Annotated in this window: 1 protein-coding gene and 1 pseudogene; both read right to left on the reverse strand. The window is 39.0% G+C overall.

Translation table 11 applies throughout. The annotated features are described in order from the left end of the window. Positions 1-191: 191 nt before the first annotated feature. Complete coding sequence (locus ACFIMU_RS08655; protein ID WP_375607577.1) at positions 192-599, reverse strand: hypothetical protein; 408 nt, start codon at positions 597-599, stop codon at positions 192-194. A 20-nt stretch (positions 600-619) separates the two neighbouring features. After that, positions 620-1,078 (reverse strand): annotated as a pseudogene (locus ACFIMU_RS08660) (filamentous hemagglutinin); the annotation flags it as partial.

A 1,078-nucleotide genomic window follows, 5' to 3' on the forward strand; every position in this document is an offset into this window, starting at 1 on the left:
AGATTTTTTTCATTTTCCCCTCTTTCAATGGATTTATTTACAATAAAAAGGCTCTAAAGCCTGTTGATATTTTATCTTCGTTTTTCAAGACAGTTCTGAACTGAGTTGAGATGTTGGATTGTGGGAACAATCCCACCATTCCAAGCAAATGCAAAGATAGTGGGATTGTTGGTCATTACAAACAGCAAGACTTAAGGATAGCATTCATATTGTTCTGGATGCTTTTTACAAAAAGGGCTGTTTAAGCGCTTCTTGACACTGCGCTGTGGAACAACAGCACCTGGACGACAAATCGGGAGATTTTCGGCTTTATGGTTTACACACCATCCCCCCCCCCTTTCATCTTTATAGCGGAAACCAGATTGAACCATACAAGCATGAATTGTTGCTATTGCATTGTTGCTTAAATTTCTGTTTTCTGGAAATACATCATAAGGAGCTGGCATACCACATTCTAATAAGGCTTTTCCTATTTCAGTAAAATTAGTAACACCATTTTTCTCCCATGCGCTCAAATACCCCCCAGGAGTTTTATTAAACTGACATCCTGCAATACCTAACAAAGTTACAGCACTTAATAATTTTAGAGTTTGTTTCATTTTTTCCTCCATGATTTAATTCAAGGTTTTTGTTCACGATGAGATGAGCCATAATTATAGCGACATTTTGGACTCGCATCTCCAAGACAAGTATGGGGACTTACAGGATTTGTGATCACTCTCCACCATTCTTTCCACCAATTACTACCAGCAGGTATTGTCTCGTAGGTATAGCCATTGCCGCCAATAATTCTGCTTACAAAGTCATATCTATTCCCATCAAAGCCAATAGTGGTCTGTTTGCCATCACTTACATAACCTAACAGACCGGATGCAACTAAAACATTAAAGGCTGGTCCATAGAGATTGATAGTCGTGTTTTCGTTGGCTATACCGTGAACACCTTCTTGTTTGAAAGAATTCAGCATATTCCCCAATGTCATCGTCCCACGACTATGGCCGTAAAGTTCTAACCCTGTAAGACCATAGCTATACATCAAATCTTTTGCTTCTTGTGTTGAATTGGTCAAACCCCAAAA

The sequence above is a fragment of the Bartonella sp. AC70YNML genome, assembly GCF_042196545.1.
In the GTDB taxonomy this organism is placed as follows: Bacteria; Pseudomonadota; Alphaproteobacteria; order Rhizobiales; family Rhizobiaceae; genus Bartonella.